This is a genomic window from Micromonospora sp. bgisy143 (genome assembly GCF_057708145.1).
This window is the reverse complement of record NZ_JBYIRN010000010.1, coordinates 43,954-67,868: the sequence shown is the minus strand read 5'-3', so window position 1 is coordinate 67,868 and position 23,915 is coordinate 43,954. Positions and strand designations below refer to the sequence as shown.

Annotated in this window: 19 protein-coding genes; 18 read left to right on the top strand and 1 reads right to left on the bottom strand. The window is 73.1% G+C overall.

Going from position 1 to position 23,915, the window contains the following annotated elements; translation table 11 throughout:
• Nucleotides 1-12 precede the first annotated feature (12 nt).
• From pyrR to AC3EN4_RS14360, 15 genes are all read left to right on the top strand, one after another.
• On the top strand, nt 13-597 hold the full coding sequence (pyrR, locus tag AC3EN4_RS14430) for a bifunctional pyr operon transcriptional regulator/uracil phosphoribosyltransferase PyrR (RefSeq protein WP_422739601.1): 585 nt from the start codon (nt 13-15) through the stop codon (nt 595-597).
• Nucleotides 594-1,520, top strand: a complete 927-nt coding sequence (locus AC3EN4_RS14425; protein WP_422739602.1) for an aspartate carbamoyltransferase catalytic subunit — start codon at nt 594-596, stop codon at nt 1,518-1,520. Before pyrR ends, AC3EN4_RS14425 begins: the two co-directional genes overlap by 4 nt.
• Nucleotides 1,517-2,794 (top strand): dihydroorotase, encoded by a 1,278-nt coding sequence (locus tag AC3EN4_RS14420; RefSeq protein WP_435206368.1) that lies wholly within the window; start codon nt 1,517-1,519, stop codon nt 2,792-2,794. The genes AC3EN4_RS14425 and AC3EN4_RS14420 overlap by 4 nt, the downstream gene beginning before the upstream one ends.
• Complete coding sequence (gene carA, locus AC3EN4_RS14415; RefSeq protein WP_435206367.1) at nt 2,791-3,948, top strand: glutamine-hydrolyzing carbamoyl-phosphate synthase small subunit; 1,158 nt, start codon at nt 2,791-2,793, stop codon at nt 3,946-3,948. The genes AC3EN4_RS14420 and carA overlap by 4 nt, the downstream gene beginning before the upstream one ends.
• The gene (gene carB / locus AC3EN4_RS14410; protein WP_435206366.1) at nt 3,941-7,288 is read left to right on the top strand and encodes a carbamoyl-phosphate synthase large subunit; all 3,348 of its coding nucleotides are present in this window, start codon (nt 3,941-3,943) and stop codon (nt 7,286-7,288) included. The genes carA and carB overlap by 8 nt, the downstream gene beginning before the upstream one ends.
• Nucleotides 7,285-8,331: a quinone-dependent dihydroorotate dehydrogenase gene (locus tag AC3EN4_RS14405; RefSeq protein WP_435206365.1), complete on the top strand. Its 1,047-nt coding sequence runs from the start codon at nt 7,285-7,287 to the stop codon at nt 8,329-8,331. Before carB ends, AC3EN4_RS14405 begins: the two co-directional genes overlap by 4 nt.
• Nucleotides 8,332-8,623: 292 nt before the next feature.
• Nucleotides 8,624-9,898 carry an adenosylmethionine--8-amino-7-oxononanoate transaminase gene (locus tag AC3EN4_RS14400; RefSeq protein ID WP_435206364.1) on the top strand — a complete coding sequence of 425 codons (1,275 nt, stop codon included), beginning with the start codon at nt 8,624-8,626 and terminating at the stop codon, nt 9,896-9,898.
• A gap of 66 nt (nt 9,899-9,964) precedes the next feature.
• Nucleotides 9,965-10,801, top strand: coding sequence for an orotidine-5'-phosphate decarboxylase (pyrF, locus tag AC3EN4_RS14395; RefSeq protein WP_435206363.1), 837 nt, complete (start codon nt 9,965-9,967; stop codon nt 10,799-10,801).
• A gap of 178 nt (nt 10,802-10,979) precedes the next feature.
• Nucleotides 10,980-11,297, top strand: a complete 318-nt coding sequence (mihF, locus tag AC3EN4_RS14390) for an integration host factor, actinobacterial type (RefSeq protein WP_007458370.1) — start codon at nt 10,980-10,982, stop codon at nt 11,295-11,297.
• A 25-nt stretch (nt 11,298-11,322) separates the two neighbouring features.
• Nucleotides 11,323-11,856: a nucleoside/nucleotide kinase family protein gene (locus AC3EN4_RS14385; RefSeq protein ID WP_435206362.1), complete on the top strand. Its 534-nt coding sequence runs from the start codon at nt 11,323-11,325 to the stop codon at nt 11,854-11,856.
• 64 nt (nt 11,857-11,920) lie between these two features.
• Entirely contained in the window at nt 11,921-12,184 is a 264-nt protein-coding gene (gene rpoZ, locus AC3EN4_RS14380) for a DNA-directed RNA polymerase subunit omega (RefSeq protein WP_074318577.1), read from the top strand.
• Nucleotides 12,185-12,198: 14 nt separating this feature from the next.
• Entirely contained in the window at nt 12,199-13,407 is a 1,209-nt protein-coding gene (gene coaBC / locus AC3EN4_RS14375; protein WP_435206361.1) for a bifunctional phosphopantothenoylcysteine decarboxylase/phosphopantothenate--cysteine ligase CoaBC, read from the top strand.
• 87 nt (nt 13,408-13,494) lie between these two features.
• Nucleotides 13,495-14,688, top strand: a complete 1,194-nt coding sequence (gene metK / locus AC3EN4_RS14370; RefSeq protein WP_355624166.1) for a methionine adenosyltransferase — start codon at nt 13,495-13,497, stop codon at nt 14,686-14,688.
• Between the two features lie 59 nt (nt 14,689-14,747).
• The gene (locus AC3EN4_RS14365; RefSeq protein WP_435206360.1) at nt 14,748-16,709 is read left to right on the top strand and encodes a primosomal protein N'; all 1,962 of its coding nucleotides are present in this window, start codon (nt 14,748-14,750) and stop codon (nt 16,707-16,709) included.
• 191 nt (nt 16,710-16,900) lie between these two features.
• Complete coding sequence (locus AC3EN4_RS14360; protein WP_422739612.1) at nt 16,901-17,884, top strand: AAA family ATPase; 984 nt, start codon at nt 16,901-16,903, stop codon at nt 17,882-17,884.
• Between the two features lie 72 nt (nt 17,885-17,956).
• Here the strand turns inward: AC3EN4_RS14360 and AC3EN4_RS14355 are convergent, their stop codons facing one another.
• A complete protein-coding gene (locus AC3EN4_RS14355) occupies nt 17,957-19,237 on the bottom strand; it encodes a chymotrypsin family serine protease (RefSeq protein ID WP_435206359.1) in 1,281 nt (426 codons plus the stop codon).
• Between the two features lie 244 nt (nt 19,238-19,481).
• On the opposite strand from AC3EN4_RS14355, the gene AC3EN4_RS14350 reads away from it, so the two are divergent.
• The 3 genes from AC3EN4_RS14350 to def all read left to right on the top strand — a co-directional run bounded on the left by AC3EN4_RS14350 (nt 19,482) and on the right by def (nt 23,915).
• Nucleotides 19,482-21,965 (top strand): ATP-binding protein, encoded by a 2,484-nt coding sequence (locus tag AC3EN4_RS14350; protein ID WP_435206358.1) that lies wholly within the window; start codon nt 19,482-19,484, stop codon nt 21,963-21,965.
• Nucleotides 21,966-22,044: 79 nt separating this feature from the next.
• The gene (locus tag AC3EN4_RS14345) at nt 22,045-23,313 is read left to right on the top strand and encodes a cytochrome P450 (protein ID WP_435206357.1); all 1,269 of its coding nucleotides are present in this window, start codon (nt 22,045-22,047) and stop codon (nt 23,311-23,313) included.
• A 41-nt stretch (nt 23,314-23,354) separates the two neighbouring features.
• Nucleotides 23,355-23,915: a peptide deformylase gene (gene def / locus AC3EN4_RS14340; protein WP_433538285.1), complete on the top strand. Its 561-nt coding sequence runs from the start codon at nt 23,355-23,357 to the stop codon at nt 23,913-23,915.

Genomic DNA, 23,915 nt, shown 5'->3' with positions numbered 1-23,915 from the left:
AGGAGGTCCGCCGTGGCGTCCCCACCGGCTGCCCGCCCGTCACCACCGCGACAACCCTCGGTGAAGGTGATCCTCGCCAGCGCCGACGTGCAGCGGGTGGTCGACCGGATCGCCCACCAGATCCTGGAGAAGACCCAGGGCGCGGCCGACACCGTGCTGCTCGGGATTCCCACCCGGGGTGCCCCCCTCGCGCGGCGGCTCGCCGCCCGGATCAGCACCTTCGAGGACGTCGACGTCCCGGTCGGTGTGCTCGACATCACGCTCTACCGCGACGACCTGCGCCGGCACGCCACCCGCGCGATCGGTCCCACCCAGGTGCCCAGCGGCGGCATCGACGGCAAGCGGGTGATCCTCGTCGACGACGTGCTCTTCTCCGGACGTACCGTGCGGGCCGCGCTCGACGCGCTCAACGACGTCGGCCGCCCGGCATCGGTACAACTCGCCGTGCTGGTCGACCGTGGCCACCGCGAACTGCCGATCCGCGCCGACTACGTCGGCAAGAACATCCCCACCGCGCTCGCCGAGAGCGTCAAGGTGACGCTCGCCGAGACCGACGGGACCGACGAGGTCAAGCTCTACGGGGGAGCTCACTCATGATCAGGCACCTGCTCTCCGGCGCGGACCTGGACGCCGACACCGCCACCGAGATCCTGGACACCGCCGCCGAGATGGCCACCGTGGCCGGCCGGGAGATCAAGAAGCTGCCCGCGCTGCGCGGACGGACGGTGGTGAACCTCTTCTACGAGGACTCCACCCGGACCCGGATCTCGTTCGAGGCGGCCGCGAAGCGACTCAGCGCCGACGTGATCAACTTTTCCGCCAAGGGGTCCAGCGTCGCCAAGGGCGAGAGCCTGAAGGACACCGCGCTGACCCTGCAGGCCATGGGCGCCGACGCGGTGGTCGTACGGCATCCCGCCTCCGGCGCTCCGCACCGGCTGGCCAACTGGGTGGACGGGTCGGTGGTGAACGCCGGCGACGGCACCCACGAGCACCCCACCCAGGCGCTGCTCGACGCGTACACCATGCGGTCCCGGCTGGGCCGGCTCGCCGGCCTGTCGGTCGCGGTGGTCGGGGACGTGCTGCACTCCCGGGTGGCCCGCTCGAACGTGCTGCTGCTGTCCACCCTCGGCGCGAAGGTCACCCTGGTCGGCCCGCCCACGCTCATCCCCGTCGACATCGCCGCGGCGCTCGCCCCGGGCACCGATGTCTCGTACGACCTCGACTCGGTGCTGCCGAACGTGGACGTGGTGATGATGCTGCGCGTGCAGCGGGAACGGATGCGGGACTCCTACTTCCCCTCCGCCCGCGAGTACGCCCGCCGGTACGGGCTGGACGGTCCCCGGATGCGCCGCCTGCCCGAGCACGCGATCGTCATGCACCCCGGCCCGATGAACCGGGGGATGGAGATCACCCCCGAGGTCGCCGACTCACCCCGCTCCACCATCGTCGAACAGGTCACCAACGGGGTCTCCGTCCGGATGGCCGTCCTGTACCTGCTGCTCGGAGGGAACAACCGGTGACCGCGTACCTCATCACCAGCGTGAGCATCGTCGGCGCCGCGCCGACCGACCTGCTGATCCGCGACGGCGTCGTCGCCGAGGTCGGCCCGGGACTGTCCGCGCCGGACGCCACCGTCATCGACGGCACCGGTCTGGTCGCCCTGCCCGGCCTGGTCGACCTGCACACCCACCTGCGCGAGCCCGGCCGGGAGGACGCCGAGACGGTCGAGTCCGGGTCGCGGGCGGCGGCGCTGGGCGGCTACACGGCGGTCTGTGCGATGGCCAACACGTCGCCGGTCGCGGACACCGCCGGCGTGGTCGAGCAGGTCTGGCGGCTCGGCCGGGAGGCCGGGCTGGTCGACGTGCAGCCGATCGGCGCGGTCACCGTCGGGCTGGCCGGCGAGCGCCTCGCCGAGCTGGGCGCGATGGCCGACTCCGCGGCCCGGGTACGGATCTTCTCCGACGACGGGCACTGCGTCGCTGACCCGCTGCTGATGCGCCGGGCCTTGGAGTACGTCAAGGCGTTCGACGGGATCATCGCCCAGCACGCCGAGGAGCCCCGCCTCACCGAGGGCGCCCAGATGCACGAGGGTGAGGTCTCCACCCGGCTCGGGCTGATCGGCTGGCCGGCGGTCGCCGAGGAGGCGATCATCGCCCGGGACGTGCTGCTCGCCGAGCACGTGGGCAGCCGCCTGCACGTCTGCCACGTCTCCACCGCCGGCAGCGTCGAGGTGCTGCGCCAGGCCAAGGCCCGCGGGGTACGCGTCACCGCCGAGGTCACCCCGCACCACCTGCTGCTCACCGACGAGCGTGCGGAAACCTACGACCCGGTCTTCAAGGTGAACCCGCCGCTGCGGACGGCCGCCGACATCGCCGCGCTGCGTGCCGCGCTCGCCGACGGGGTGATCGACATCATCGCCACCGACCACGCCCCGCACGCCGTGGAGGACAAGGAGTGCGAGTGGGCGTACGCCCGGCCGGGCATGCTCGGCCTGGAGACGGCGCTCTCCATCGCGCTGGACGTGCTCGGTCCCGAGTGGGACCTGATCGCCGAGCGGATGTCCCGCACCCCGGCCCGGATCGCGGGACTGACCGGGCACGGCGTCGACCCCGCCCCGGGCGTGCCGGCCACCCTGACCCTGGTCGACCCGGCCGCCCGCCGCACCATCGAGCCGGCGGAGCTGGCCAGCCGTAGTCGCAACACCCCGTACGCCCGCATGACGCTGCCGGGTCGCATCGTGGCGACCTTCCTGCGCGGCGAGCCGACGGTCCTGGACGGAAAGGCAATCAAGTGACGCGTAGACGTTCCGCGATCCTCGTGCTCGAGGACGGGCGCACCTTCCCCGGTGAGGCGTACGGCAGCGTGGGGGAGACGTTCGGCGAGGCGGTCTTCACCACCGGCATGACCGGTTACCAGGAGACGCTGACCGACCCGTCCTACCACCGTCAGGTGGTCGTGCAGACCGCCCCGCACATCGGCAACACCGGCGTCAACGACGAGGACGACGAGTCCGGCCGGATCTGGGTGGCCGGTTACGTGGTCCGCGACCCGGCCCGGATCGGCTCGAACTGGCGGGCCACCGGCGGTCTCGAGGACCGCCTCGCCACCGAGGGTGTGGTGGGCATCAGCGGGGTGGACACCCGGGCGCTGACCCGGCACCTGCGCGAGCGGGGCGCCATGCGGGTGGGCATCTCCAGCGTCGAGCAGGACCCGCAGCGGCTGCTGGCCCGGGTCCGGCAGTCGCCGCAGATGGTCGGCGCGGACCTGTCCGCCGAGGTGACCACCCCGGAGTCGTACGTGGTCGAGGCGGTCGGCGCGCACCGGTTCACGGTGGCCGCGCTGGACCTGGGCATCAAGCGCAACGTGCCGCGCCGGCTCGCGGCGCGCGGGGTGACCACCCACGTGCTGCCGGCGTCGTCGAGCATCGAGGACCTGCTCGCCACCGGCGCCGACGCGATCTTCCTGTCGCCGGGACCCGGCGACCCGGCCACGGCCGACGGTCCGGTGGCGGTGGCCCGGGAGGCGCTGCGCCGGCAGGTGCCGCTGTTCGGCATCTGCTTCGGCAGCCAGATCCTCGGCCGGGCGCTCGGCTTCGGCACCTACAAGCTGGGCTACGGCCACCGGGGGATCAACCAGCCGGTGCTCGACCGGGCCACCGGCAAGGTCGAGGTGACCAGCCACAACCACGGCTTCGCGGTACAGGTGCCCGGTGCCGGCGCGGTGGTCCCCGACCAGGTGATCGACACCGACTTCGGTGGCGTACGCGTCTCGCACGTCTGCCTCAATGACAACGTGGTCGAGGGGCTGCGGGCCGTGGACGTGCCCGCCTTCACCGTCCAGTACCACCCGGAGGCGGCAGCCGGCCCGCACGACGCCGACTACCTCTTCGACCGTTTCGCCGAGCTGATCGAAGGCCGGAACCACAGCAAGGGGCGCGCGAATGCCTAAGCGGACCGATCTCAAGCACATCCTGGTGATCGGCTCGGGGCCGATCGTCATCGGGCAGGCCTGCGAGTTCGACTACTCCGGCACCCAGGCGTGCCGGGTGCTGCGCAGCGAGGGGATCCGGGTCAGCCTGGTCAACTCCAACCCGGCCACGATCATGACCGACCCGGAGTTCGCCGACGCGACCTATGTCGAGCCGATCACCCCGGAATTCGTCGAGCTGGTCATCGCCAAGGAGCGCCCGGACGCGATCCTGCCGACCCTCGGCGGGCAGACCGCGCTGAACACCGCCGTCGCCCTGCACTCCAACGGCGTCCTGGCGAAGTACGGCGTCGAGCTGATCGGCGCGAACATCGACGCCATCAACCGGGGTGAGGACCGCCAGCTTTTCAAGGAGATCGTCGCGAAGGCCGGCGTACGCCTCGGCGTCGACGACCCGACCACGTTGGTGCCCCGCTCCCGGGTGTGCCACTCGATGGAGGAGGTCGAGGCGACCGTCGCCGAGCTGGGTCTGCCGGTGGTGATCCGGCCGTCGTTCACCATGGGCGGCCTGGGCTCCGGCATGGCGCACACCCCGGAGGACCTGGCCCGGATCGCCGGCGACGGCCTGGCGGCCAGCCCGGTGCACGAGGTCCTCATCGAGGAGAGCGTGCTCGGCTGGAAGGAGTACGAGCTCGAGCTGATGCGCGACCGGCACGACAACGTGGTGGTGGTCTGCTCCATCGAGAACGTCGACCCGATGGGTGTGCACACCGGCGACAGCGTCACCGTGGCCCCGGCCATGACGCTCACCGACCGGGAGTACCAGCACCTTCGGGACCTGGGCATCGCCGTGCTGCGCGAGGTCGGGGTGGACACCGGCGGCTGCAACATCCAGTTCGCGGTCAACCCGGTCGACGGCCGGATCGTCGTGATCGAGATGAACCCCCGGGTGTCGCGTTCCTCGGCGCTGGCCTCCAAGGCGACCGGTTTCCCGATCGCGAAGATCGCCGCGAAGCTGGCCATCGGCTACACGCTCGACGAGATCCCCAACGACATCACGTTGAAGACGCCGGCGGCGTTCGAGCCGACCCTGGACTACGTGGTGGTGAAGATCCCCCGGTTCGCGTTCGAGAAGTTCCCCGGCGCGGACCCGGAGCTGACCACCACCATGAAATCGGTGGGCGAGGCGATGAGCCTGGGCCGCAACTTCACCGAGGCGCTGAACAAGGCCATGCGGTCGATGGAGACGAAGGCGGTCGGCTTCTGGACCCAGCCCGACCCGGAGGGCACCACTCTGGCGGACACTCTGGCCGCGTTGCGCGTCCCGCACGACGGCCGGCTCTACACCGTCGAACGGGCGCTGCGTCTGGGCGCGTCGATCGCCGAGGTCGCCGAGGCGTCCGGCGGCATCGACCCCTGGTTCCTGGACCAGATCGCCGCGCTGATCGAGCTGCGGACCGAGATCGTCGACGCGCCGGTGCTCGACGCCGAGCTGCTGCGCCGCGCCAAGCGGGCCGGCCTGTCCGACCGGCAGCTCGCCGCGCTGCGCCCGGAGCTGGCGGCCGAGGACGGCGTACGCGCCCTGCGGCACCGCCTCGACGTGCGCCCGGTCTACAAGACCGTCGACACCTGCGCGGCCGAGTTCGAGGCCACCACGCCCTACCACTACTCGTCGTACGACCTGGAGACCGAGGTCGTGCCGTCGGACCGGCCGAAGGTGCTGATCCTGGGCTCCGGCCCGAACCGGATCGGGCAGGGCATCGAGTTCGACTACTCGTGCGTGCACGCGGTACAGGCGCTGCGGGCGGCCGGCTACGAGACCGTGATGGTCAACTGCAACCCGGAGACGGTGTCGACCGACTACGACACCGCCGACCGGCTCTACTTCGAGCCGCTGACCTTCGAGGACGTGCTGGAGGCCTGGCACGCGGAGGACTCCTCCGGCCGGGCGGCCGGCGGGCCGGGCGTGGTCGGCGTGGTCGTGCAGCTCGGCGGGCAGACCCCGCTGGGGTTGGCGCAGCGGCTCAAGGACGCGGGCGTGCCGGTGGTCGGCACCTCGCCGGAGTCGATCCACCTGGCCGAGGAGCGGGGCGCGTTCGGCGCCGTGCTGGCCCGCGCCGGGCTGCGCGCGCCGGCGCACGGTCTGGCCACCTCGTACGACGAGGCCAAGGCGATCGCCGACGAGATCGGCTACCCGGTGCTGGTCCGTCCGTCCTACGTGCTCGGTGGGCGCGGCATGGAGATCGTGTACGACGACCCGACGCTGCGCGACTACATCGGCCGGGCCACCGACATCTCCGGTGACCACCCGGTGCTGGTGGACCGGTTCCTCGACGACGCCATCGAGATCGACGTGGACGCCCTGTGCGACGCCGACGGCGAGGTCTACATCGGTGGCGTGATGGAGCACATCGAAGAGGCCGGTATCCACTCCGGAGACTCGTCCTGCGCGCTGCCGCCGATCACCCTCGCCGGCTCGCACCTGGCCGAGGTCCGCCGGTACACCGAGGCCATCGCCCGGGGTGTCGGCGTCCGCGGTCTGCTCAACGTGCAGTACGCGCTCAAGGACGACGTGCTCTACGTGCTGGAGGCGAACCCGCGCGCGTCGCGGACCGTTCCGTTCGTCTCCAAGGCGACGGCGGTGCCGCTGGCCAAGGCGGCGGCCCGGATCGCGCTGGGCGCGACCATCGCCGAGCTGCGCGCCGAGGGTCTGCTCCCGGCGACGGGGGACGGCGGCACGATGCCCGCCGACGCGCCGATCGCGGTCAAGGAGGCGGTGCTGCCGTTCAAGCGCTTCCGAACCCGCGCGGGCAAGGGGATCGACTCGTTGCTCGGCCCGGAGATGAAGTCGACGGGTGAGGTGATGGGCATCGACACCAACTTCGGGCACGCCTTCGCCAAGAGCCAGTCGGCCGCGTACGGGTCGTTGCCGACCACGGGGAAGATCTTCGTGTCGGTGGCTAACCGGGACAAGCGCGGCATGATCTTCCCGATCAAGCGGTTGGCCGACCTGGGCTTCGAGATCGTGGCGACCGCCGGTACCGCCGAGGTGCTGCGCCGGCACGGCATCGCCTGCGAGCAGATCCGCAAGCATTACCAGGCCGGCGAGGGTGACGACGCGGTGTCGCTGATCCTCGGCGGCCACGTCGCACTGGTGATCAACACGCCGCAGGGTTCGGGCGCGAGTGCCCGCTCCGACGGCTACGAGATCCGCAGCGCGGCCGTCACCGCGGACATCCCCTGCATCACCACGGTTCCCGGGGCCGCTGCGGCCGTGATGGGGATCGAGGCCCGGATCCGGGGCGACATGCAGGTGCGCCCGTTGCAGGACCTGCACGCCACGCTGCGGGCGGCCCAGTGACGGTGTTCGAGCGGGTCGTCCGACCCGGGTTGTTCCGCCTCGGCGGCGGGGACGCCGAGGCGGCGCACGAGTGGACGCTGCGGCGGTTGACCGCGCTGTCGCGGCGTCCGGTGGCCCTGGCCGCGCTGCGGTCCCGGTACGCCGTCGACGCTGGGCGCACCGTGTTCGGGGTGCGGTTCCCCAACCCGGTCGGGCTGGCCGCCGGCATGGACAAGGACGGCGCGGCGCTGCCGGCCTGGCCGGCGCTCGGCTTCGGCTTCGTGGAGGTCGGCACGGTCACCGCGCACCCCCAGCCCGGTAACCCACGGCCCCGGCTCTTCCGGCTGCCGGCCAGCGAGGCCGTGATCAACCGGATGGGCTTCAACAACGCCGGAGCCGCCGCGCTGGCCGCCCGGCTGGCGGCGCTGCCGCGCCCGATCGGGGTGCCGTTGGGCATCTCGCTGGGCAAGTCCAAGGTGACGCCGCTCGACGAGGCGGTCGAGGATTACCTCACCTCGTACCGGGCGCTGCGCGGGCACGGCGACTACTTCGCGGTCAACGTGTCGTCGCCGAACACCCCGGGCCTGCGGTCGTTGCAGGACCGTGCCCACCTGGACGCGCTGCTCGGCGCGCTGGTGGGGGAGAAGCCGGTGCTGGTCAAGATCGCACCCGACCTGACCGAGGCGGCCATCGCCGAGCTGCTGGAGGTCTGTCTGGCCCGGGGCGCGGCCGGGGTGATCGCCACCAACACCACCCTGTCCCGGGACGGGCTGGTCCCGGGGGACGCCGCGCGCGGCGCCGAAACCGGTGGTCTGTCCGGCCGACCGTTGACCGGCCGCGCCCGGGACGTGGTCGCCTTCGTGCACCGCGAGACCGGCGGCCGACTGCCGATCATCGGCGTCGGCGGGGTGCTGGACCCGGACGACGCGGCGCGGATGTTCGACGCCGGCGCGGCCCTGGTGCAGCTCTACACGGGCTTCATCTACCGGGGTCCGGCCCTGGTGCGTGCCGTGGCCCGCGCGGCGACGACAGCGGTGGCACCGGACCCGGTCGCCGGGCGGTGACCGGCCCGGGTCCGCTGCTGGCCCTGCCACGCGCCGCGCCGCGCCGGCTCTACGCCATGAATTCGCCCCTGCGGCGCCCGGCCGTTCATCGGCGAGGTGCTGCGCTGCCGGCAGCCATCGGCCCCTTTGCTCTGCTTCAACCCGCGCAACGGCCGGCGTCCGATATCCGGACACCGGGCGTTGCCTCCGTTGAAGCAGAGCAAAGGATGAGGAGGAACGGCCCGACCGGCGGCCTGACGACCGGCGCCCGGCCCGCTGGCGCCCGGCCCGCTGGCGCTTGGAAGGAGTACGCGTGACACCCGAGGAGATCCTGGCCGTCGACCGGGCGCACGTCTGGCATCCGTACGCCGCGCTGCCGCCGGCGAACGCGCCGTTCGTGGTCCGCAGCGCCGAGGGGGTACGACTGACCCTGGCCGACGGCCGGGAGCTGGTGGACGGGATGTCGTCCTGGTGGGCGGCGGTCCACGGCTACCGGCACCCGGTGCTGGACGCGGCCGTGACCGACCAGCTCGGGCGGATGAGCCACGTCATGTTCGGCGGACTCACCCACGAGCCCGCCGTGCGGCTCGCCCGCACCCTGGTCGAGCTGGCCCCGGACGGGCTGGAACACGTGTTCCTGGCCGACTCCGGGTCGGTGAGCGTCGAGGTGGCCGTGAAGATGTGCCTGCAGTACCAGCGGGCGGTCGGCCGGCCGGAACGGCGGCGGCTGGCCACCTGGCGGGGCGGGTACCACGGCGACACGTTCCACCCGATGAGCGTCTGCGACCCCGAGGGCGGGATGCACCACCTCTGGGGTGACGTGCTGCCCCGGCAGGTCTTCGCCCCGGTGCCGCCGGGCGGGTTCGCCGATCCTCCCGACGAGGCGTACGTGGCGGCGTTGGTGGACGCCGTCGAGCGGCACGCCCACGAACTGGCCGCGGTCATCGTGGAGCCGGTGGTGCAGGGCGCGGGCGGGATGCGTTTCCACCACCCCGGTTACCTGCGGGTGCTGCGCGAGGTGACCCGCGCGCACGGGGTACTGCTGATCTTCGACGAGATCGCCACCGGGTTCGGCCGTACCGGCACGATGTTCGCCGCCGAGCACGCCGGGGTGTCCCCGGACGTGATGTGCGTGGGCAAGGCACTCACCGGGGGTTATCTGACCCTGGCCGCGACGCTGTGCACCCCGGAGATCGCCCGGGGGATCTCCGCCGACGGCGTCCTGGCGCACGGTCCGACGTTCATGGGCAACCCGCTGGCCTGCGCGGTCGCCAACGCCTCCATCGGGCTGCTGCGGGCCGGCGACTGGCCGGCGCAGGTGTCCCGGATCGGCGCGGGCCTGCGCGCCGGCCTGGAGCCGCTGCGCGCCGCGCCGGGCGTGGCCGACGTGCGGGTGCTCGGGGCGATCGGCGTGGTCCAGCTCGACCACGACGTCGACCTGGGCGCGGCCACCGTGGCCGCCGCCGACCGGGGCGTCTGGCTGCGGCCCTTCCGGGACCTGATCTACACGATGCCGCCGTACGTCACCGACGACGCCGACCTGGCCCGGATCGCGGCCGGGGTGGCGGCGGCCGTGGCGGCCGGCTGAGCGGCCGGTCGACGAGTATCCCGGGCGGCGGCACCGCCACCCGACGACAAGAGGGGAAGTACGCCGATGGAGAGCTTCGGCACCCGGCTGCACCGGGCGGTCACCGAGCGCGGACCGCTCTGCGTGGGCATCGACCCGCATCCCGGTCTGCTCGCCCGGTGGGGCCTCGCGGACGATGTCGACGGTCTGGACCGGTTCACCCGAACCGTGGTGGATGCGCTCGGTGACCGGGTTGCGGTTGTCAAGCCTCAGTCGGCCTTTTTCGAGCGGTTCGGATCCCGCGGTGTGGCGATTCTTGAGTCAACTATCCGACAGTTACGGGAAGCCGGATCGCTCGTTCTGCTCGACGTCAAGCGCGGCGACATCGGCTCAACGGTCAGCGCGTACGCCTCGGCGTACCTGGATCCATCCAGCCCGCTGTATGTCGACGCGGTCACGGCCAGTCCCTACCTGGGAGTAGGTTCGCTGGCCCCAATGTTCGAGTTGGCCGCGAAACACGGCGGCGGCGTCTTCGTGCTGGCGCTCACCTCCAACCCCGAGGGCGCAGCTGTGCAGCGGGCGCGCACGGCCGACGGACGCACCGTCGCGCAGACCGTAATCGACGAGATTTCCCAGCTCAACAGCGGTGCGAACCCCCTCGGCAGCTTCGGTCTGGTGGTCGGGGCCACCATCGGTGACACCGGTCATGACCTCTCCACGGTGGGGGGTCCGTTGCTCGCTCCGGGGCTCGGCGCGCAGGGTGCGGGCGCCGCCGATCTGCGTACCGTCTTCGGCTCCAGCCTCGCCGCGGTGCTCCCGTCGTACTCCCGCGAGGTCCTGTCGGCGGGACCGGACGTCGACGCCCTGCGGGCCGCCGCGGACCGGGTGCTGGGTGAGTGCCGGGCCGTTCTGGCTGCCCGGTGACTGACTGACGGCTCGGTCACTTTGCGGTGATCATCGCGCGCCCACGTTGCCGAAAGCTCCGTTGACCGCTAGTTTTCCCCGCGCTGGGAACCATGGACCCCTTGGTTCACAGCGACACCACGTTTCACAGATGCGGCGGTGCGCCCCGCCCGCCGCGATAGGGACCTGAGGAGAACTGGTGCCGCTCCCGTCACTGACCCCCGAACAGCGCGCTGCCGCGCTCGAGAAGGCCGCGGAGATCCGCAAGGCCCGTGCCGAGCTGAAGGAGCAGCTCAAGCAGGGCAAGACCACCCTTGGTGCCGTCCTCGAGCGCGCCGAGAGCGACGACGTCGTGGGCAAGCTCAAGGTTTCGGCCGTCCTGCAGGCGATGCCGGGCATCGGCAAGATCCGGGCTACCCAGATCATGGAGAAGCTCAAGATCGCCGACAGCCGTCGTCTGCGCGGCCTCGGCGAGCAGCAGCGCAAGGCACTGCTTGGAGAGTTCGCCGCCAACTGAACCTGGCAGCGTGTAGAAACAAGCAGTGAGCACGGATGACGAGGCGCGCCCGGCGGCTCGGCTCACTGTCCTGGCTGGACCTTCGGGTTCCGGCAGGGAGAGTGTCGTCGAGCTCGTCCGGGCGCGTTTCCCGTCCGTGTGGATCCCGGTGCCGGCAACGACCAGGCCGCGCCGGGAGCCGGAGACCGATGGCGAGCAGCGGGTGTTCCTCGCCCCAGCCGAGTTCGAGCGCCGGGTGGCCGCGGGCGAGCTGCTGGAGTGGTCCCGGATCGGCGCGTACCGCCGGGGGACCCTGCATCCGCCGCTGCGCGCCCGGCTCGACGCCGGGCAGCAGGTCCTGCTTCCGCTCGACCTGACCGGGGCCCGGCTGGTGCGGGCCCGGATGCCCGACGCGCGGCTGGTGCTGCTGCTCCCGCCCGGACGCCGCCTCGACGCCGCCGTGACGGCCGCCTTCGCGGACACCCTCACGCACGACCTCACCGATCGGGTGGTGGACGAGCTGGTAGGCTTACTCGGTTCAACTTATCCGGATCCGGCCTGGTCGCGTGTGCGTGGCTGACGGCCGGCCGCCGTCGGGACTCAGCACCGCGTCCGCGCGGCTCGAAAGACGCAGAGGTTAATTCGTGGGATCCATCGCCAACCCCGAAGGCATCACCAACCCGCCGATCGACGAGCTCCTCGAGAAGACGACGTCGAAGTACGCGCTGGTCATCTTCGCCGCCAAGCGCGCGCGCCAGGTCAACGCCTACTACAGCCAGCTCGGTGAGGGCCTGCTGGAGTACGTCGGCCCGCTCGTCGAGACCACCCCGCAGGAGAAGCCCCTCTCCATCGCCATGCGCGAGATCAACGGCGGCCTGCTCACCGCCGAGCCGACCGACCAGCCGTAGGTCCGTCCCCGTCGATGTCCGCCTCGATCGTCCTCGGGGTCGGCGGCGGCATCGCCGCCTACAAGGCGTGTGAGCTGCTGCGACTCTTCACCGAGTCCGGCCACCGGGTCCGTGTCGTGCCGACCGCGTCGGCGCTGCGGTTCGTCGGCGCACCGACCTGGGCGGCGCTCTCCGGCCAGCCGGTCGCCGACGACGTCTGGTCCGACGTGCACGAGGTGCCGCACGTCCGCCTCGGCAAGCAGGCCGACCTGGTGGTGGTCGCGCCGACCACGACCGACCTGCTCGCCAAGGCCGCCCACGGGCTCGCCGACGACCTGCTGACCAACACGTTGCTGACCGCCCGCTGCCCGGTGCTGCTGGCCCCGGCCATGCACACCGAGATGTGGGAACACCCGGCCACCGTCGCCAACGTCGCCACGCTGCGCTCCCGGGGCGTCCGGGTGATCGAGCCCGCCGTCGGGCGGCTCACCGGCGCCGACACCGGCAAGGGCCGGCTGCCCGACCCGGCGGAGATCTTCGCGGTCGCCCGCCAGGCCCTCGCCCGGGGCGTCGCCGCCCCGGCCGACCTGACCGGTCGCCGGCTGGTGGTCACCGCCGGTGGCACCCGCGAGCCGCTGGACCCGGTCCGCTTCCTCGGCAACCGCTCCTCCGGCAAGCAGGGGTACGCCTTCGCGCGTGCGGCGGTCGCCCGTGGCGCCCGGGTCACGCTGATCGCGGCCAACGTCTCGCTCGCCGACCCCGCCGGGGTCGATCTGGTCCGGGTCGGCACGACCGCCGAGCTGCGCGAGGCGACCCTGACGGCCGCCGCCGAGGCCGACGCGGTCGTGATGGCGGCGGCTCCGGCCGATTTCCGACCGGCGACGTACGCGCCTGGCAAAATCAAGAAGTCGGACGACGGTGTCGCTCCCACCATCGAGCTCGTCACGAACCCGGACATCGCGGCGGAGCTCGGCCAGCGCAAGCGGCCGGAGCAGGTGCTGGTGGTGTTCGCCGCCGAAACCGGCGACGCGGAGGCCAACGGCCGGGCGAAGCTGGCCCGGAAGCGGGCCGACCTCATCGTGATCAACGAGGTCGGTCCGGACCGGGTCTTCGGTGCCGACACCAACACGGTGACGGTCATCGGCGCGGACGGCTCGGTGAGCCGACTGCCGGAGCAGGCCAAGGAGGCGGTGGCCGACACCGTGTGGGACCTCGTCGTGGCGCGGCTGGCCAACCGCTCCTGACGGGTGGAACAGAGCGCGACCGATCCCGACACCGGCCGCAGCGGTGATTAGACTGCCGCGGAACGACCTCACACGCTTAGGAGTGCCGTGACACGCCGCCTCTTCACGTCCGAATCGGTCACGGAAGGCCACCCGGACAAGATCGCCGACCAGATCAGCGACGGCATCCTGGACGCCCTGCTCGCCGAGGACCCGCACAGCCGGGTCGCGGTCGAGACCATGATCACCACCGGCCAGGTGCACATCGCCGGCGAGGTCACCACCAAGGCGTACGCCGACATCCCGACGATCGTCCGCCGGACCATCCTCGACATCGGCTACGACTCGTCGAAGAAGGGCTTCGACGGGGCTTCCTGCGGGGTCAGCGTCTCGATCGGCGCGCAGTCCGAGGACATCGCGCAGGGCGTCGACAACGCCTTCGAGCTGCGCACCGGCGCCTCGGAGAGCGCGTTGGACGCGCAGGGCGCCGGCGACCAGGGCATGATGTTCGGCTTCGCCTGCTCCGAGACGCCGGAGCTGATGCCGCTGCCGATCGCCCTGGCCCACCGGCTGGCGCGTCGGCTCGCCGCGGTCCGCAAGGACGGCACCATCCCGTACCTGCGGCCGGACGGCAAGACTCAGGTCACCATCGAGTACGAGGGGCTGCGCCCGGTCCGGCTGAACACCGTCGTGGTGTCCAGCCAGCACGCCGCGGACATCTCGCTGGAGTCGCTGCTGACCCCCGACGTGCGCGACTCCGTGATCGCCCCCGAGCTGGAGAGCCTCGGTCTGGACACCGACGGCTACCGGCTGTTGGTGAACCCGACCGGCCGGTTCGAGATCGGCGGCCCGATGGGTGACGCCGGCCTGACCGGCCGCAAGATCATCGTCGACACCTACGGCGGGTACGCCCGCCACGGCGGCGGCGCGTTCTCCGGCAAGGATCCGTCCAAGGTGGACCGCTCGGCCGCGTACGCGATGCGCTGGGTGGCCAAGAACGTGGTCGCCGCCGGCCTCGCCGAGCGGTGTGAGGCGCAGGTCGCCTACGCGATCGGCAAGGCGCACCCGGTGAGCCTCTTCATCGAGACGTTCGGCACCGAGACCGTGCCGGTCGCCTCGATCGAGAGCGCCGTCTCCGAGGTGTTCGACCTGCGCCCGGCCGCGATCATCCGGGACCTCAACCTGCTCCGCCCGATCTACCAGCAGACCGCCGCGTACGGCCACTTCGGCCGGGAGCTGCCGGACCTGACCTGGGAGAGCACCGACCGGGCCGCCGACCTCAAGTCGGCCGCGGGAGCCTGACCGCCACCAGGCGTAGCGACCGGCGACCCGCGCAGGGGTCGCCGGTCGCGCGCGTCTGCGTGGACGTGCCGCTGGCGCACCTGGACCGCCCGTTCGACTACCTCGTGCCGGCCGAGCTGGACGACCAGGCGGTGCCCGGCACCCGGGTCAAGGTGCGCTTCGCGGGGCAGCTCGTCGACGGCTGGCTGCTGGAGCGCGCCGACGACTCCGGGCACACCGGGCGGCTCGCCTACCTGGAGAAGGTCGTCTCGCCCGAGCCGGTGCTGACGCCCGAGGTCGCCCGCCTGGCCCGCGCCGTCGCCGACCGGTACGCGGGCAACCTCGCCGACGTCCTCCGGCTCGCCGTGCCACCCCGGCACGCCCGCGTCGAGAAGGAGCCCGCCGCCGACCCCGAATCCGGCGATGCCGCCGTGCCGGGCGGGCTGGCCGGGTCCGGCGATGCCGCCGTGTCGGCGGTGCCCGCCGAGCCCGTCGACCCGAGGGGGTGGCGGGACTACCCGGCCGGCCCGGCGCTGTTGCGGGCGCTCACCGACGGCCGGCCGGCCCGGGCGGTCTGGTCCGCGCTGCCCGGCGAGGACTGGGCCGCCCGCTACGCCGACGCGGTCGCCGCCACCGTGGCCGGGGGGCGCGGCGCGGTGGTGGTGGTGCCCGACGCGCGTGACCTTGACCGGCTCGACGCGGCGCTGACCGACGTGCTGGGTCCGGGGCGGCACGTCACCCTCTCCGCCGCCCTCGGGCCGGCCCGGCGCTACCGGGCGTTCCTCGCCGCCCGTCGCGGGCAGGTGCCGGTGGTCATCGGCACCCGGGCGGCGATGTTCGCCCCGGTGCGCCGGCTCGGTCTCGTCGCCGTCTGGGACGACGGGGACGACCTGCACTCCGAACCCCGCGCGCCCTACCCGCACGCCCGGGACGTGTTGCTCACCCGGGCGCGGCTCACCGAGGCCGCCGCGCTGGTGGGCGGGTACGCGCGCACGGCCGAGGCGCAGTTGCTGCTGGAGACCGGCTGGGCCCGCGAGGTGGTCGCCGACCGGGCCACGGTCCGGGCGCGGATTCCGACCATCGCGCCGACCGGCGACGATCCGCAGCTCGCCCGTGATCCCGGCGCGGCCACCGCCCGGCTGCCCAGCCTGGCCTGGACGGCCGCCCGCGACGCGCTCCGGGCGGGCCTGCCGGTGCTGGTGCAGGTGCCCCGCCGCGGCTACCTGCCCTCGGTCTCCTGCGCCGACTGCCGCACCCCGGCCCGCTGCGCGCACTGCGCCGGTCCGCTCGCCCTGCCGTCGGCCGGGGGCACCCCCGTCTGCCGGTGGTGCGCCCGGGTCGCCGCCGCGTACGCCTGTCCGCAGTGCGGCGGGCGGCGGTTGCGGGCGGCGGTCACCGGCGCCCGGCGTACCGCCGAGGAGTTGGGCCGGGCGTTCCCGGACGTGCCGGTGCGGACCTCGGGACGCGAGGAGGTGCTGACCGACGTGCCCGGAACGGCGGCCCTGGTCGTCGCCACGCCCGGCGCCGAACCGGTCGCGGCGGGCGGCTACGGCGCGGTGCTGCTGCTCGACTCGTGGGCCCTGCTGACCCGGGCCGACCTGCGGGCCGGCGAGGAGGCGCTGCGCCGCTGGCTGGCCGCCGCAGCCCTGGCCCGTCCGGCGCCGGCCGGCCGGGTGGTGGTGGTCGCCGACGGCGCCCTCGCCCCGGTGCAGGCGCTGCTGCGCTGGGACGCCGCCTGGTTCGCCGGCCGTGAGTTGGCCGAGCGCCGTGAACTGGGTTTCCCGCCGGCGGTACGGATGGCGAGCGTCACCGGCCCGGCCGAGGCGGTGGCCGACCTGCTCGCCGCCGCGCGGCTGCCCGCCGACGCCGAGGTGCTCGGGCCGGTGCCGGCCGACGAGGGGCGCGAGCGGATGCTGCTGCGGGTGCCCCGGGCGCGGGCCGCCGCGCTCGCCGAGGCGCTGCACTCGGCAGCCGGACTGCGCGCCGCCCGCAAGGCCGCCGACCCGGTTCGTCTCCAGGTCGATCCGCTGAGCCTGTTCTGACCGTTTTCCCGCAGGTGGCCGGCGGCCGAAGCCGACCCGGCGACCGCTGCCCGCACACCGCGTCCGGCAAAGCGCTGGCGGCGAGGTGGTAGCATCGCCCGTCATGCTCGGGTGTACGACGGCCCAGGAACGCGTCGGTCGGACGCGATGTCGATGATGTCAGGAAGCCGGTTATCAGGGGTGGACCAGTCGTGACCGTTCGACAATCTATCGTCTTCAACGGCGACCTCGGCAGCGGCAAGAGCACCGTGTCGGTGGAGATCGCCAAGCGGCTCGGCATGCGCCGGGTCAGCGTGGGTGACCTCTATCGGGAGATGGCGCAGCAGCGGCAGATGACCGCGTTGCAACTCAACCTGCACGCCGAGCTGGACCAAGCCGTCGACGGGTACGTCGACCAGCTCCAGCGGGACATCGCCGCCTCCGGCGAGCACCTGATCATGGATTCGCGGCTGGCCTGGCACTTCTTCACCGACGCGCTCAAGGTGCACATGATCACCGAGCCGGGTGAGGCGGCCCGCCGGGTGCTGGCCCGCCCGTCCGGCCCGGCGGAGAGCTACACCTCGCACGACGAGGCCAAGGCCAAGCTCCGCGAGCGCAGCGCCAGCGAGCGCAACCGGTTCATCCTCCGCTACGGGGTGGACAAGGCGCGGCTGCGCAACTACGACCTGATCTGCGACACCACCCGGGCCTCCGCGGCCGAGGTGGTCGAGCACATCATCGCCGCGTACGAGGGCACGCTCGGCGCCGACGTGCTGCGCGACGGCCCGCCGCTGCTGCTGCTGGACCCGGCCCGGGTCTACCCGACCGAGGACATCGCCACCCTGCGCGGGCTCTGGGACAGCGAGTTCGTCGGTGACGTGGCCGAGGCCGGTGACGAGTCGTTGGAGCCGCTGAAGATCGGGTTCACCGGGGAGTACTTCTTCGTGGTCGACGGGCACCGTCGGCTCAGCGCCGCCCTGCAGAACGGGTTCACCCTGGTCCCGGCCCAGTTGGTCGCCGAGGTCGACGAGCCGGTGGTGGGCGGGATGAGCGCCGTGGACTACTTCGCGGCGCAGGTGCGGCCCGGCCTGGTCTACGACTGGGAGGCCGCTCACAAGATCCAGTTGCCGCTGCCGGAGCCGGCGCTGCTCCGCGGCGACGCCGTACTCGCCGCCGACACGGGCGTCGGCGCCTAGCACCGTGCCGGGCCGGCACGCGGGATGCGCGCCGGCCCGACTGTCGGGTTGAACGGTGGTCGTGCGGAGGCGTCAGCCCAGCACGACTCCGGAGGCGCCCACGCCGGCCATGCCGGAGAAGATGTCCTCGTAGTAGAACCGCCAGGCGCACACCCGCCCGGTCGGAACGTAACCGGTGCATGCCGTCGAGGTGTTGGTGTCGTCGATGGCGGTGTTGGTGCCGGTCGCCCAGACCTGGAGGGTGTTCGCCGGGTTCACGATCTCCACCGGGCCGCCGCTGTCACCCTGGCCGACGGCGTTGGTGCGGGTGGTGTTCTCGGCCTGGACCTGACCGCAGACCGTGCCGAAGTTGCGCACGTTGATGCACAGGTTGCGGGCCTTCACCTGGATCGAGCACCGGGTGCCGGAGTACGCGCCGGAGCTGCACACCCAGTTGCCGACCTGGCTGGCCTGCGCGCCGATCACCTGGTTGCTGAACTCGCTGACCACCGCGCCGTTCGCGTCGGTGCTGTTGTTGAAGACCCGGCCGCCCCCGGAGCCCGCGATGAGCAGCGTGTCGCTGCTGACGTTGCGGCTGATGACGGTGCCGATGGTCTGCCCGGTCGGGTCGGCCGCGACGACGTTCAGGTTGGCGCAGTGCGCGGCGGAGAGCACCCGCGACACCCCGCCCGCCCAGACGCCGAAGCCGGTCGAGCAACCGCCGCCGGTGGAGGTGTTACGCCACGCGGCGCCACCCCACCAGGGCGGCGAGTCGTCCCACCGGGTGGCGGGAGCGGCGGCGACGCCGGTCTGGACGGTCACCGGCACGCCGGCGAGGGCCGCCGCGCCGAGCAGTCCGCTCTGCGTACCCACGAGCAGGCCGGCGCCGTCGGCGCGCGGCCCCACCGTCGTGATCTTGTCACCGGCCGAAGCGCGCAGCTTGTCGGCCGCGGCCATCAGCTCCCGCTGCGAGTACGCGGCGGGCAGCACCGTCGTCGCGACGGTGGCCCGGGCGTTCGCCACCAGGCGGGCCGGCGGCTCGCCCTTCCAGTAGACCTGGAGGTGCCGGGTGGTGGGATCGGCGACGATCCCGGCGAAGCCGGAGTTCGCGCTGCGCTGCGCGGCGTTGGTGATCTGGGCGGCGGCGGTGTTCATCCGCTCCTGCAGCTTCAGCAGCTCGGCCCAGGAGGCGAAGCCACCGGGCACCGCGGTGCTGTCGACGAACGATCCGGTGGTGGTGGCCTTGCCCTTCGGCGCGGCGGTGGCCGACGTGGCGGTCACGCCCGTGACGAGCAGCGTGAGGCCGCAGGCGACCACGGCGATGCGGCGCAGCATCGACGTGGACCGTCGGGCGGTCGGGTGTGGACGGATCATCTGTACCCCTTCCCCAGGGTTCGTGGCGCGGGCCGAGCCCGCACCAGGACGGTGGCACGGGTCGTCCGTTCGGGGCGGCGATCCTGGACGGGATTGGACACGGTCGGACACCGCCGGACGCCGAAAGGTCTGATGTGAACTGTCAGACATCGGCGCTCGCCTATCTCACCGTGGGTGGCCGCAACTAGCCTGCCCGTGTCGGCATCCGGGGCGGCCCGGGTGGCCGGGAGGGGGTGGGGGCCGCATGTCCGACCAGTGGGTTGCTCCCGGGGTTCGTCCCGGACCGCAGGAGTCGCCCGGGGCGTCCGACGTGGCACGACGCGCCGCCGCCGCGCAGACCCTGCCGGACCTGGCCGCTCTGCTGCGCCAACTGCGCCGCCGCGAAGCGCGGCAACAGGGCGAGACCCGGCTGACGTACCGGCAGTTGGCGGCGAAGACGGGCTGGTCACGCGGCATCATCGGGGAGTACTTCGCCGGGAACGTGCTGCCCCCGCCGGAGCGGTTCGACGCGCTGATCCGGTTGCTCGGGGCGGGCCCCGGCGAGCAGGGTGTGCTGGCCACCGCGCGGGACCGGATCGAGGAGCGACGCCGACGCCCCACCGGTGACCACGTGACCGACGTTCGGGCGGGCGCCACGGCGACGCGCTCCCGGGGCGGCGGCGCCCGCGCCGCCGCGACGACGAACCGTCTTCCCGTACCCCGCCAACTGCCCCCGGCGCTACCCGGATTCGTCGGACGTGCCGCCCAGCTCGCCCAGCTCGACGCCGCCTGTGCCGACCCGGACCCCGCCGACGACGGCGGCATGGCGCCCGCCCGGGTGGTGACGTTGTCCGGTACGGCCGGGGTCGGCAAGACCACCCTGGCGGTGCACTGGGCGCACCGGGTCGCCGACCGCTTCCCGGACGGTCAGCTCTACGTCGACCTGCGCGGATTCGACGCCACCGGAACGGTGGTGACGGCTGCCGAGGCGATCCGGGGCTTCCTCGAGGCCCTCGAGGTGCCGCCCGAACGGATCCCCACCCACCTGAACGCACAGGTGGGCCTGTACCGCAGCCTGCTCGCCGGCCGTCGGATGCTGGTGCTGCTGGACAACGCCCGCGACGCCGAGCAGGTCCGGCCGCTGCTGGCCGGCAGCCCGACCTGCCTGGTCCTGGTCACCAGCCGCAACCGCCTGGCCGGGCTGATCGCCGCCGAGGGCGCCCGTCCGCTGGGCGTGGAACTGCTCAGTGCCGCCGAGGCGTGGCAACTGCTCGCCCGCCGACTCGGCGCGGACCGGCTGGCCCTCGAACCACGGGCCGTGGACGAGATCATCGAGCGGTGCGCGCGGTTGCCGCTGGCGCTGGCGGTGCTCGCCGCCCGGGGCGCGGCGAATCCCGGGTTTCCGCTGGCCAGCCTCGCCGCCGAACTGCGCAGGGCACCCCGTCCGCTGGAACCGTTCGACGCCGGTGACGCCAGCACCGACGTCCAGGCCGTCTTCTCCTGGTCGTACCAGAGCCTCACGCCCCCGGCCGCCCGGCTGTTCCGGCTGTTCGGCTGCCACCCGGGCCCGGACATCGGGGTGCCGGCGGCGGCCAGCCTGGCCGCAGTGCCCCGGGAGCAGGCCCCCCGACTGCTGGCGGAGCTGGCCCACGCGCACCTCGTCACCGAGCACGCCCCCGGGCGGTTCGGCGCGCACGACCTGCTCCGGGCGTACGCCGCCCAGCAGGCCGAACGGTTCGAGCCGGCCGGCGCCCGGCGGGCCGCGATCCGGCGCGGCCTGGACCACTACCTGCACACCGCCCACGCGGCCGCGCTGCTGCTGCAACCGGGCCGTGATCCGGTCACCCTGGCCCCGGCCCCGCCCGGTGTGCTGCCCGAGGAGATCACCGACCACGCGCAGGCGCTCGCCTGGTTCACCACCGAGTACCCGGTGCTGCTGGCAGCGGTCGCGCACGCCAGGCACGTCGGGTTCGACGGCCACGCCTGGCAGCTGGCGTGGACGCTTGTGGACTTCCTGCAACGCCGGGGGCGCTGGCCGGACCTCGCCGTCGCCCAGCGGACCGCCCTGGCCGGAGCCCGTCGGGCGGGTGACCGACTCGGGCAGGCGAACGCTCACCGGGACCTCGCCCGGGTGCTCTCCCGGCTGGGCCGGGTGGAGGAGGCTGCGACCAACTACCGGGAGTCGTTGGCCATCTTCGGGGCGCTGGGTGACCACACCGGGCAGGCGCGTACCCACCGGGCGTTCGGGGCGATGCTCGACGGCCTCGGCCGGCACGCCGAGGCCCTGGAGCACGGGCAGCGGGCGCTGGAGCTGTACCGGGACGCGGGCCACCTCGCCGGCGAGGCGAGCGCCCGCAACGCGGTGGGCTGGGCACACGCCCAGCTCGGCCAGTACGCCCCGGCGCTCACCCACTGCGGGCAGGCGCTGACGTTGCTGCGCCGCACCGGTGACCGGCACGGCGAGGCGAACACCTGGGACAGTCTCGGCTTCATCCACGCCCGCCTGGGCGACCATGCCGAGGCGATCCGCTGTTACGGGCGGGCGCTGCGGCTCTACCGGCGGATCAGCGACCGTTACGACGAGGCGGACACCCTGTCCCGGCTCGGCGAGAGCCGGCAGGCGGCGGGGGACACCGTCGGCGCGGTGCGCACCTGGCAGCGTGCGGTGCGCATCCTCGACGACCTCGGCCATCCCGACGCCGAGCGGGTCCGCGCCCTGCTGGCCACGGCGGCGACCGCCCGGGGCTGACGGGTGCCCGGCAGGGGCTGCCGTCCGGCGGCGGCACCGGGATGATGGAGCCTTCGACGCATCGACGGGGAGGCCGGCCATGGAGGCTGCCGAGGCGCTCACACTGCTCATGTCGCCGCAGGGACGCGTCGACCCGTACCCGACGTACGAGCGGCTGCGCGCCCACGGTCCGGTGGTCGAGGCGTTGCCCGGCCTGTACGTGGTGACCGGCTACCCGGAGGTCGACGAGCTGCTGCGCGACCCCCGCCTCGGGGTGCTCGACGACGCGCTGCGGGACCAGGTGTGGCCGAACTGGCGGCAGAGCCCGGCGATGAAGTCAATCGCCCGGTCCATGCTGCGGACCAACCCGCCCGACCACAGCCGGATGCGTCGGCTCGCCGCCGGGGCGTTCAGCCCGCGCCGGATCGCCGGGATGCGTGACGTGGTGCGGGCACAGGCCGAGGAGCTGCTCGACGCCATGATCGAGCGCGCCCAGGACGGCCGGCCGGTCGACGTTCTGGCCGACTTCGCGTACCCGCTCCCGGTCGGGGTGATCTGCGCGCTGCTGGGCGTGCCGGCGCAGGACCGGCCGCTGTTCCGGCGCTGGGCCGGCGATCTGACCGGCGTGCTGGAGCCGGAGATCACCACCGAGGAACTGGCTGTCGCCGACGCGGGCGCCGCCGAACTGCGCGACTACTTCGTCGAGCTGATCGTCGCCCGGCGCCGGGAACCGGCCGACGACCTGACCACCGCGCTGGTCCAGGTCCACGACGCCGACGGCGAGCGGCTCACCGGCGACGAACTGCTGGCCAACCTGGTGGTGCTGCTGGTGGCCGGCTTCGAGACCACCACCAATCTGCTCGGCAACGGCCTCGTCGTGCTGCTGCGCCACCCCGAGCAGGCCGACGCGCTGCGCGCCGACCCCGGGCTCGTCCCGGCGTACGTCGAGGAGCTGTTGCGCTACGACTCCGCGGTGCAGCTGACCACCCGGACCAGCACGGCGTCGGTGCGCTGCGGCGGGCTCGGCCTGCCGGCCGGCAGCACGGCGCTGCTGCTGCTCGGCGCCGCCAACCGCGACCCCCGCCGCTTCACCGACCCGGAGCGTTTCGACCCCACCCGTGAGCAGGCGCACCCGCTGTCCTTCGGTGCCGGTCCGCACTACTGCCTCGGCGCCGGCCTCGCCCGGCTGGAGGCGCAGCTGGCGTTCCCGCTGCTGCTGCGCCGGCTGCCCGAGCTGGCACTGGCCGAGCCGCCCCGGCACCGGACCCGGCTGACCCTGCGCGGCTACGAGAGCCTGCTGGTGACGCTGGGCACACCGGCGGCGGCCGATCGAGGTACGCCGGCCGGCTCCCTCCCGAGCACTCCGTAGACTGGTACGGCACCGCCCGCCCTACGAAGGAGCCGTCCCGCGTGACCGTCCAGCCCATCCGTCTGTTTGGGGATCCGGTGCTGCGCACGCCGGCCGATCCGGTGGTCGACTTCGATGTCGAGCTGCGTAGGCTCATCGCCGACCTCACCGACACCATGCGGGGGCAGAACGGCGCCGGCCTGGCCGCGCCGCAGCTCGGCGTGAGCCTGCGGGTGTTCACCTTCGACGTCGACGACGTGCTCGGGCACCTGGTCAACCCGGTGTTGGAGTTCCCCGACGAGGAGGAGCAGGACGGTCCCGAGGGCTGCCTGTCCATCCCCGGGCTGTACTTCGACACCAAGCGCCGGCAGAACGTCATCGCCAAGGGCTTCAACGGCTACGGCGACCCGTTGCAGATCGTCGGCACCGGGCTGATGGCCCGCTGCGTGCAGCACGAGACCGACCACCTCGACGGGGTGCTCTTCCTCGACCGGCTCGACTCCGCCGGTCGCAAGGAGGCCATGAAGGCGATCCGCCAGGCCGAGTGGTACGACCCGGCCGCCCCGCCGGTGGTCAAGGTCAACCCGCACGCCGGTGGCAGCCCCTTCGGCCTGGGTCGGTGA